This window comes from Streptomyces sp. NPDC059718 (genome assembly GCF_042733315.1).
Classification (GTDB): domain Bacteria; phylum Actinomycetota; class Actinomycetes; order Streptomycetales; family Streptomycetaceae; genus Actinacidiphila.
In genome coordinates this window covers 1-8,556 of sequence record NZ_JBHWGA010000104.1, presented here as the reverse complement: position 1 = coordinate 8,556, position 8,556 = coordinate 1, and the positions used below count along the sequence as shown (strand labels likewise).

Here is an 8,556-nt window from a genome sequence, read left to right as displayed (position 1 = left end):
GGGCAGGCTCGGGCGCGCCGCGCGGGGGAGTGGCGCCCGGCCGGCCTGCCCTTGCGGGCGTGCGCCCTACGAAGCAGGCGAAGGACCGTCGGCCATGGTGTGTCCCCGGTCGTCCGAGTCGATGAAGGCGAGTGCCCGCCTGATGTGGGGGAGAAGGTCGCCCGGATACCCGTGCCCGAGTCCCGGCAGCACTTCCACCTCGCAGGGAACTCCCTGCGAGGTGAGAAACCCGGCGAGCGCGGACAGCTTCCCGTACCGCACCCCGCCGTCGTCGTCCGCGCCCACCAAGAAGAGGCCACGCAACGGAAGGCCGCTCCGGTGCCGCTTCTCGATGGACGGCGACCAGGACGCGGGGTGGGCGGTACGCGGCCCGGCCATCCCCAGCAGCACGAAGCCACGCACCGGGACACTCCCTTCGAGCGCCAGGCGCAAGACGGTCTCGGCGCCCATCGAGAACCCTGCGACGACCAGGCGATCCAGGTCCAACCGGTGATCGGTCCTCAGCGCCGCGTACTGTTCGCGGACATCCCGCAGGGCCAAGGCCTCGTCGTCCCAGACAGCGCGATTCCGCGCGATCCACTGCGAGGACTGGAGGGCCACGAGCAGTCGGCCTTCGCCCACGAACCCTCGCCAGGCGCCCACCGATTCGTGGGCGTTCCCGCCGTTGCCGTGCAGAGCGACGACAGCGCGATGCGGCTGCACACCGGCCTCGCGCCCCACGGCGAGGTAGCGAGGGGGGACGGAGGCGGCCCGCCGGCGAGCCGCGCTCTCACGCGCCGCCTCCTCGAAGTCGGCCATGCCCTGCAAGGGCTCCCAGGAGGGCGATTGACGCAGCAGCACGTCGCCGTACCAGTGGCCCCGCTCCAGGGCCTCTCGCAAGAGCGCGACGGCAAGGTCGGCGTCGCCCATCCGTGCCGCCGCACACGACCGCAGGTAGTAGACCTCCGATTCGTTCTCGGTGAACTGCGGCCCCTCGTCCGTGACGAGGCGGTACGCGTCCGCGTACCGCTGCTCGTCCGACAACTCCCTCACACGTTCCCGCAGCCCTGGGAATCCGAGTGACGCCACCACATCCCCCTTCCCTCCACCCGCCCGGTAGTGACCCGGGCGCGGTTCAGCGGGTTCGTATCACCGTGCTGCGGGCGGGCCGGTCGTGCATCCCCTGCCGGTGGGCGTCCGTGCAGCGCCCGCCCGTAACCGATCCGGCTGTCGCTGCCGAGTCCGACCACCTTCAGTCCGTAAGGTAATGCGCCTGGCCTTGGTATGCCCTTCCGAGGCCGCGCACATGACGCCGCGACAGGGGAAAGGCCGTGCGGTGCGGCGATGTTCAGCAGCAGGCGGTCGTCGTCGGACGATCGCGGTGAGCGGTGGTGCCGGGACCGCAGGCGCAGCCGCAGCTTTCGGTGGCCGGGGCGCCCTCGGTGCTCTTGCCGAGGGTGTCGGCGTCGGCCTTGACCACGTACACCTCCCACGGCTCCTTGCCGGGGCCGGTGACCCAGACCTTGTCCTGGAGGGCGTAACAGCAGGAGGTGTCGTTCTCCTCGAAGGTGGCCAGACCGGCTTCCTGGAGCCGGCCGGTGGCTGCGGCGACCTGTTCGGTGGAGGCGACCTCGACGCCGAGGTGGTCCAGGCGGGTGTCCTGACCGTCCTCGCCCTCGATCAGGACGAGCTTGAGCGGAGGCTCGGCGATGGCGAAGTTCGCGTAGCCGGGGCGGAGTTTGGCGGGCTCGACGCCGAAGAGCCTGGAGTAGAACGCGATGGACCCCTCGAGGTCGGCGACGCGCAGGGCGAGCTGAACACGGGACATGACGGTCTCCCTCATCTGCCGTCCGCTTCTGTATCGACATCCGTCGATACAGCTCGACAAGCCCGAGGTTGCCAGCTGGATCGACAGGCGTCAACATAGACGCATGTCGAAATCAGAGCTGCGGATCCTCGGGCAGGACGACGGGGCCGCCGTGTGCTGCTCGCCCATGGTCCGCGAACCCCTCGGCGAGGTGGACGCGGCCGACCTGGCGCGCATGTTCAAGGCGCTGTCGGACCCCGTGCGGCTGCGGCTGCTGTCGCTGATCGCCTCCCACGAGGGCGGCGAGGCCTGCGTATGCGATCTGACCGGGCCGTTCGACGTGTCGCAGCCGACGATCTCGCACCACCTGAAGGTGCTCCGCGAAGCCGGGCTGGTCGGCTCCGAGCGGCGCGGCACCTGGGTCTACTACTGGGTGCTGCCGCCCGCGCTGGCGCGGCTCTCCGCGCTCCTCCAGGCACCGGCCGAACCGGCTGCCGCCGGGGTCCTCGGATGACCGCTTCCCTCGGTCGGCGCGTCGCGGCCGAGTTCGTCGGTACGGCCGCCCTGGTCGCGGTCGTGGTGGGCTCGGGCATCCAGGCCACCCAGCTCTCACGGGACGTCGGCGTGCAGCTGCTCGCCAACTCCCTTGCCACGGTGTTCGGCCTGGGCGTGCTCATCGTGCTGCTCGGACCCGTCTCCGGCGCGCACTTCAACCCGGTCGTCACCGTCGCCGCCTGGTGGACGGGCCGCGCCACCGGAAGCGGGCCCCGTTCGCGTGAGGTCGCGGCCTATGTGCCCGCGCAGATCGCCGGCGCCGTCGGTGGTGCGGTCCTGGCCGACGCGATGTTCGCCGAACCGCTGGTGGCCTGGTCCGCGCACGACCGGTCCGCCGGTCACCTGTGGCTGGGCGAGGTCGTCGCGACCGCGGGCCTGATCCTCCTCGTCCTCGGCCTTGGCCGTACCGGGCAGCAGCGCCTCGCCCCGGCAGCGGTCGCCTGCTACATCGGCGCCGCCTACTGGTTCACCTCGTCCACCAGCTTCGCCAACCCCGCCGTGACGATCGGCCGGGCCTTCTCCGACACCTTCGCCGGCATCGCCCCCGCCTCCGTGGGGCCCTTCGTCGCCGCCCAGCTCGTCGGCGCCGCCCTCGGCCTCGCGTTGGTCGCCGTCCTTTTCGGACGCACCGCCCCGGCCTCGGCGCCCGTCGCCGAGCCCGGACTCGCCGCCACCAGCATCTGATCAAGGAAGACCTCGTGAGCACTCCCGCCGTCCCGTCCGTGCTGTTCGTCTGCGTCCACAACGCCGGCCGCTCCCAGATGGCCGCCGCCTTCCTCACCCACCTGGCCGGGGACCGGGTCGAGGTCCGCTCGGCCGGCTCCGCGCCCGCCGGCGCGGTCAACCCCGCCGTGGTGGAGGCCATGGAGGAAGCCGGGATCGACATCTCCGCCGAGGTCCCCAAGGTCCTCACCACCGAAGCGGTGCGGTCCTCCGACGTGGTCATCACCATGGGCTGCGGGGACGCCTGCCCGTACTTCCCCGGCAAGCGCTACCTCGACTGGCAGCTGGACGACCCCGCCGGTCAGGGCGTCGACGCCGTCCGCCCGATCCGTGACGAGATCGAGCAGCGCATCGTGGGGCTGCTCACCGAACTCGGTGTCGAGACGCGGTCATGACCGCCGGATCACCTGACCTCCGCCGTCCGTAAGCTCGACCGTACGACGCGAGGGGAGGGGGGCTGTGGGGACCTACCGGCAGACCGTCGTGGACCTGGACGCCTCGGCGGAGGAGGCGGACGTGTGGGGCCCGCGTGGCAGGGACTGGCTCGAGGCCGAAGGCTTCATCCGCCCGGTGCCATGGCGGGACGGTGTGGCACATCTGGCCGGCCCGCGCTGGCGGGAGGCGGTCGACCTGGTCCCCTGGGACTCGCGGGCCCGGATCAGGGAGTTGGAGGAGGAACCCGGCGGAGAGGTCCAGGTGGTCATGGGCCGTACGGTCTTCGTCGCCGGCCCGGACGAACTCCCTTCCGCGATCTGCCCCCGCTGCCGGTGCTCCACGTCCGCCTGGCCGGTCGAGGCCGTCGGCACCTGGTACACCACGGGTGCCGCCGACCTCGACTGCCCGGCGTGCGCCCGCCCCGCGCCGCTTCCCGACTGGGAGTGGACCGGCGACTACTTCGCCTTCGCCCACCTGGGCTTCCGGTTCGACGACTGGCCGCCCCTGCGCCCTCACTTCACGGCCGCCTTCGGGCAGGCGCTGGGTCACCGCATCCGCGTGCTCACGGGCAAGATCTGAGCCGGACGCGCCCGGCGCCGGGCGACGTCGCCGGGCGGCTTCGGCCACCTCACGGCTGACGACGGCCGGGGCAAGGGCCTCATCGCTGTCAACGTTCAGCAGTGGAAGGCCGGGAGCCCCGCCCTCGACGAGCTGTTCCACTCCGCCCGCACGCTCCCGGACGGTACCCGCGTCGGCATTCACGCGGCTCCGTCGTCACACGGTGGAGCAGGTGCCGTCGAACGGACCGTCGACACGCTGCGCCCCGACGGCCTGCGCGTGGTGATCACCGCGGTCAACGCGCCCGCCTACCAGCTGCCCGCATCACGGGCCGAACCCGTCCTGACCACGCGGCAACTCCAGCGCATCGCCCTCGCCTCCGCCTGGCGGCGGGCCGCAACGGGCTGAGACTGGAGCGACGGGTCGGCCTCCCCTCTGTGTAGCGTTCACCTTTCGTTCATTGCAATGCGCCAAGAGTGAGACGTTGCATTGTATCCATAGCCATTGCAACGAATTCTCCGCAAAGACCTGCAGAGATACCCTAGTTGCGCAACAAGCCTGTTGCCGTACTAGCGAACGCAACGTAGCGTTTCCAATGTCAGAAACACCGGGACGCACCGGCGCCCGATGGAGACGAAGGAGAGCACGATGCAGAAGTTCGACACCCCCGCCCCGATCCTGGCCGTCCTCGACGTCCCCGCCGGACGCATCCGGTTCATCGCCGCCGACCGGGCCGACGCCACCGTCGAGGTCCTGGCCGCGGACCCCTCGAAGAGCCGCGACGTGAAGGCGGCGGAGCAGGCCGAGGTCGCCTACCGCGACGGCGTCCTGCGGATCGAGGTCCCGGCGGCGAAGAGCCGGGTCCTCGGCGCATCCGGGTCCATCGACGTGACGGTCCAACTGCCCACCGGCTCCCGCGTCGAGGCGAAGGCGGCCGCCGCCGAACTCCGCGGCGTGGGACGGCTCGGCGACGTCGTCTTCGAGGGCCAGCAGGCCACGGTCAAGCTCGACGAGGCCGAGAGCGCCCGCATCTCCGTCCTCGCCGGCGACATCGCGGTCGGCCGCCTGGGCGGCCCCGCCGAGATCAGCACCCAGAAGGGCGACCTCGTCATCACCGAAGCCGTACGCGGCACCGTCACGCTGCGGACCGAGCACGGCGCGATCTCGGTGGGCGCCGCCCGCGGAGTCTCCGCCTCCCTGGACGCCGGCACCGCCTACGGCCGGATCAACAACACCCTCAAGAACACCGACGGTGCCGCCGCCGACCTGGACATCCACGCGACCACCTCCTACGGCGACATCACCGCCCGCAGCCTGTGACCGCGAAGGAGCACCCCTCATGAGCAACCGGGCCATCGCGGCGCACCTGCTGCGCAAGTCCTGCGACCAGGACGCGAAGTAACCGCCATGGCAACGCGGGCCGTCTCCCGCAACTCGCCACACCCCAGGGCGGCGTACACCGACACCCGTCGGAGTGCGCCGCCCCGTTCGTGCGCGCGGTGGCCCGCCTCCTGCCGTGCTCTGCCGGCCCGTTACGATCGCGGCTCACCCGCAGGCGAGGAGGTGCCGTGGACGAGGAGCACTCCGTCGATCGAGACGAGGTCACGCTCGGGCCGTACGACCGCGCAGCCCGCGGCTGCACGGCCGCCCTCGTTTTCGCCTTTGCCGTTCTCGTGGTGTTGTTCAGCTTCGCGGGCACCATCGAGATGGAGTCGTTTCCCGGGCTGCGGGAGAACAGGGGGCCGGTGATCGTCTCCATGCTGGTGTTCGCGGCCCTGGTGGCCCTCGGCGGACTGGCGCTCTCCGGCCGGCGGTCCTACGGCGGACGGGCTGCTGTCGCCTGCGTCGGCGTTCTCATGGCACTGCGGATGTGGACGCTCGCGCCCACGCTTCACTGCTGGACGTACGACAGCGTGGGGCGCAATGACGATGGTTCGTACTACTGCGTGAACCGGGGTTACATGCTTCCCCGAGGCCCGGAGGCGGGCGAGGAACCGACCGACCACCTCTCCCTCGCGCCGCGCGGCGGGCCCGGCTTCCATTCCGATCAGGACTGAGCGGCGGCGCAGCGCCGAGGGGTGACTCCCTGAGGGGGGCGACTCGAGGCCGGAGCGGCACGAAAGAGACGGAACCGCATAATTCTATGATGTCGGTCACAGCGTTCCGCCAACCAACTGGCCGACTTAGTAGACACGGCGTGGCAGATACCTGAGGGTTTGTCCCTTTTCGCCTGGATGTTGATCCCGCAGCGCATCCCGGAATCACTCCCGGCCGACCTGCAGGCTCTTGCCCTGCGGTGCAAGGCTTCTGACGTCGCGACAGCTTTCCCTCCCGCCGCCATGTGCCAACCGGAGACACGCGCACCGTCCTGGCGAGGTCCCGGGACCTACGAGGCGACGTAGTGGCGGGACCCCTTTGCGCTCCCTGCCGAGGCGTTCTAACAATGACCCCTCACAGGACGTCGCTGCAGTTCGGAACCGGTGTTCACGCGGAGTCGACCGCGCACCGGGCGCTCGACGTCACCGAGTGAGAAGGAGCCCCTCACATGAAGTCGTCCCGAACCTCCGCGAGGCTCCTCGCCGTCGCTCTCGGCCTGGGTCTGGCCTCCAGCGCGCTGGGCGTGGCGGTGCCGGCGAGCGCCCAGACGCCCGCCACCCCGTCCGCTGCCACCGGTACCTCCGTGGCGCGGTACGACGGGTCGGTTGCGGAGACCGCGAACAACACGGCGTTCTTCAAGGCTGTGCTCAAGTCGGTCGCCGAGAAGCGCGCCGCCCAGCCCAACGCGCAGGCGGTCACCGTCTACTACGACGCCTCCCAGGCACCGAGCTTCCGTTCGCAGATATCGAGCGCGGCCTCGATCTGGAACAGCTCCGAGTCCAACGTCAAGCTTCAAGAGGCTTCGAGCGGCGCCGACTTCTCCTACTACGAAGGCAACGACTCGCGCGGGTCCTACGCCTCCACCAACGGCCACGGGAGCGGCTACATCTTCCTCGACTACACCCAGAACCAGCAGGACGACTCGGTCCGCGTCGTCACCCACGAGACCGGGCACGTGCTGGGCCTGCCGGACAACTACAGCGGGCCGTGCAGTGAGCTGATGTCGGGCGGCGGCCCCGGCCCGTCCTGCACCAACCGCTACCCGAACGCCACCGAGCGCTCGCGTGTCGACCAACTGTGGGCTTCCGGACTCGCGCAGGCCCCGGGCACGCTCAACCAGCCCGGTGACCACCTGAGCCCTGCACCGCCGGCGGGTACCGTGACGCCGGGCCACGGTCCGGGGCGCCCGCGCAACGGCACGCCCTGGAATTGATCGCGTTCCCAAGCGGGAAACTGCTCGCCGTCGAGGGTGGCTACAGCCGCATGCTCAAGACGGTCCTCTGAGCACTCGTGCCGGCCGGCCGACAGACGCTGGTGCTTTGTACGGCCGTCCCGGGAAGGCGGACCCGGAAGGCGAAGCCAACCCCCCCCACTGGTTGGTGACCTCGAACGTGGCCGACAGGGCGGGTTGGTCGCCGGCACTGCCAGCCGGGCCACGATCAGCAGAAGCCGGCTCTCTCGCCACCCGCCCTCGCCTCATATGGGCACCCCCGGAGCTGGGACGGCGGCCTCGCACATGGACGGACAGCCGCCTCGGCCTCGTCCAAGCGAGGCCGTCCCAGTGCCGGTCCCGCACGCGGGCCCGGTGAAGGACCGCGTCATGCCCCGACGAAGCTCACCGTCTCCGTGATGTCCGCGCGCCCGGTGCGCAGTCGAGGCACGCCCTCCTTCTCGTAGCCCACCGCGACGCCGCAGAAGAGCACGAGGCCGTCGCGGGCCCCGACGGCCTGGCTGACGGTCCTGCGGTACAGGGTCCACATCACCTGGGGGCAACTGTGCAGGCCTTCCGCCCTCAGCAGCAGCATGACCGTCTGCAGGTACATCCCCGCGTCGGCCCACTGTCCGAGCCCCATCGTCCGGTCGAGGTAGCAGAACAGGACGACCGGCGCCCCGAACGCCTCCGAGTTCAAGGCCGCGATCTTCCTGGGCCTGTCGGGGTCGTCGCGCTCGATCCCCAGCGCTTCGTAACGCTGGGCGGCCGCGGCGGAGAAGCGGTCCAGATAGGGCGAGGCCAGTTCGGCCGGGTACATCGGGTACTCCCGGTCGTCACCCGGGTCGCCCGCCAGCGCCCGGGCCGTCGCGCGCCGCTTCAGTTCGGAAAGGGGCCCGCCGGTCACGACGTACACATGCCAGGGCTGGAGGTTGCCACTCGACGGAGCCCGCGTCGCCGCGGCCAGCACTCTCTCCAGAGTCTCCCTGGACACCGGCGCGTCGCTGAACGCCCGTACGGCCCGGCGACTGTCCACGGCTTCGTACACGTCCACGTCTTCCCGCCCTCTCACTCCACGACGACCACCTCTCTACCGTCTTCGGCACGTACGCGTCGCCGGGTCGCACACCGGACATGCCGAGCAGATGCCGCGCGCCCGGGGCGGGAAGCGGGCCCGGCGCGCGGCCCGGCG

General features: G+C 70.9%; 11 protein-coding genes. 8 read left to right on the top strand and 3 right to left on the bottom strand.

The features are described 5' to 3' along the window. Positions 1–66: 66 nt before the first annotated feature. Together ACFV3E_RS45960 and ACFV3E_RS45955 are read right to left on the bottom strand one after the other, a co-directional pair. Complete coding sequence (locus ACFV3E_RS45960; RefSeq protein WP_500542420.1) at positions 67–1,068, bottom strand: alpha/beta hydrolase; 1,002 nt, start codon at positions 1,066–1,068, stop codon at positions 67–69. 259 nt (positions 1,069–1,327) lie between these two features. Further along, entirely contained in the window at positions 1,328–1,807 is a 480-nt protein-coding gene (locus ACFV3E_RS45955; protein ID WP_500542418.1) for an ArsI/CadI family heavy metal resistance metalloenzyme, read from the bottom strand. Between the two features lie 103 nt (positions 1,808–1,910). Here ACFV3E_RS45955 and ACFV3E_RS45950 point away from each other — a divergent pair, with 103 nt between their 5' ends. From ACFV3E_RS45950 to snpA, 8 genes are all read left to right on the top strand, one after another. Further along, positions 1,911–2,300 carry an ArsR/SmtB family transcription factor gene (locus ACFV3E_RS45950; protein WP_500371446.1) on the top strand — a complete coding sequence of 130 codons (390 nt, stop codon included), beginning with the start codon at positions 1,911–1,913 and terminating at the stop codon, positions 2,298–2,300. Next, the gene (locus ACFV3E_RS45945; protein ID WP_500542416.1) at positions 2,297–3,025 is read left to right on the top strand and encodes an aquaporin; all 729 of its coding nucleotides are present in this window, start codon (positions 2,297–2,299) and stop codon (positions 3,023–3,025) included. The genes ACFV3E_RS45950 and ACFV3E_RS45945 overlap by 4 nt, the downstream gene beginning before the upstream one ends. Before the next feature lie 14 nt (positions 3,026–3,039). Then, on the top strand, positions 3,040–3,459 hold the full coding sequence (locus ACFV3E_RS45940; protein ID WP_500542414.1) for an arsenate reductase ArsC: 420 nt from the start codon (positions 3,040–3,042) through the stop codon (positions 3,457–3,459). Positions 3,460–3,523: 64 nt separating this feature from the next. Next, positions 3,524–4,078 (top strand): hypothetical protein, encoded by a 555-nt coding sequence (locus ACFV3E_RS45935; protein WP_500542412.1) that lies wholly within the window; start codon positions 3,524–3,526, stop codon positions 4,076–4,078. 258 nt (positions 4,079–4,336) lie between these two features. Beyond that, a complete protein-coding gene (locus ACFV3E_RS45930; protein ID WP_500542410.1) occupies positions 4,337–4,465 on the top strand; it encodes a hypothetical protein in 129 nt (42 codons plus the stop codon). Positions 4,466–4,705: 240 nt separating this feature from the next. Further along, a complete protein-coding gene (locus ACFV3E_RS45925; RefSeq protein WP_500542408.1) occupies positions 4,706–5,377 on the top strand; it encodes a DUF4097 family beta strand repeat-containing protein in 672 nt (223 codons plus the stop codon). Positions 5,378–5,625: 248 nt separating this feature from the next. Further along, on the top strand, positions 5,626–6,114 hold the full coding sequence (locus ACFV3E_RS45920) for a hypothetical protein (protein WP_500542406.1): 489 nt from the start codon (positions 5,626–5,628) through the stop codon (positions 6,112–6,114). Between the two features lie 488 nt (positions 6,115–6,602). After that, positions 6,603–7,367, top strand: a complete 765-nt coding sequence (snpA, locus tag ACFV3E_RS45915) for a snapalysin (RefSeq protein ID WP_500542404.1) — start codon at positions 6,603–6,605, stop codon at positions 7,365–7,367. Between the two features lie 385 nt (positions 7,368–7,752). On the opposite strand, the gene ACFV3E_RS45910 is transcribed toward snpA, so the two are convergent. Next, entirely contained in the window at positions 7,753–8,418 is a 666-nt protein-coding gene (locus ACFV3E_RS45910) for a nitroreductase (protein WP_500542402.1), read from the bottom strand. Positions 8,419–8,556 lie beyond the last annotated feature (138 nt).

Bases quoted from the DNA above. Each gene is read 5' to 3' on its own strand.
- snpA (WP_500542404.1), top strand. From the start codon at position 6,603: ATGAAGTCGTCCCGAACCTCCGCGAGGCTCCTCGCCGTCGCTCTCGGC.
- ACFV3E_RS45955 (WP_500542418.1), bottom strand. From the start codon at position 1,807: ATGTCCCGTGTTCAGCTCGCCCTGCGCGTCGCCGACCTCGAGGGGTCC.
- ACFV3E_RS45945 (WP_500542416.1), top strand. From the start codon at position 2,297: ATGACCGCTTCCCTCGGTCGGCGCGTCGCGGCCGAGTTCGTCGGTACG.
- ACFV3E_RS45925 (WP_500542408.1), top strand. From the start codon at position 4,706: ATGCAGAAGTTCGACACCCCCGCCCCGATCCTGGCCGTCCTCGACGTC.
- ACFV3E_RS45950 (WP_500371446.1), top strand. From the start codon at position 1,911: ATGTCGAAATCAGAGCTGCGGATCCTCGGGCAGGACGACGGGGCCGCC.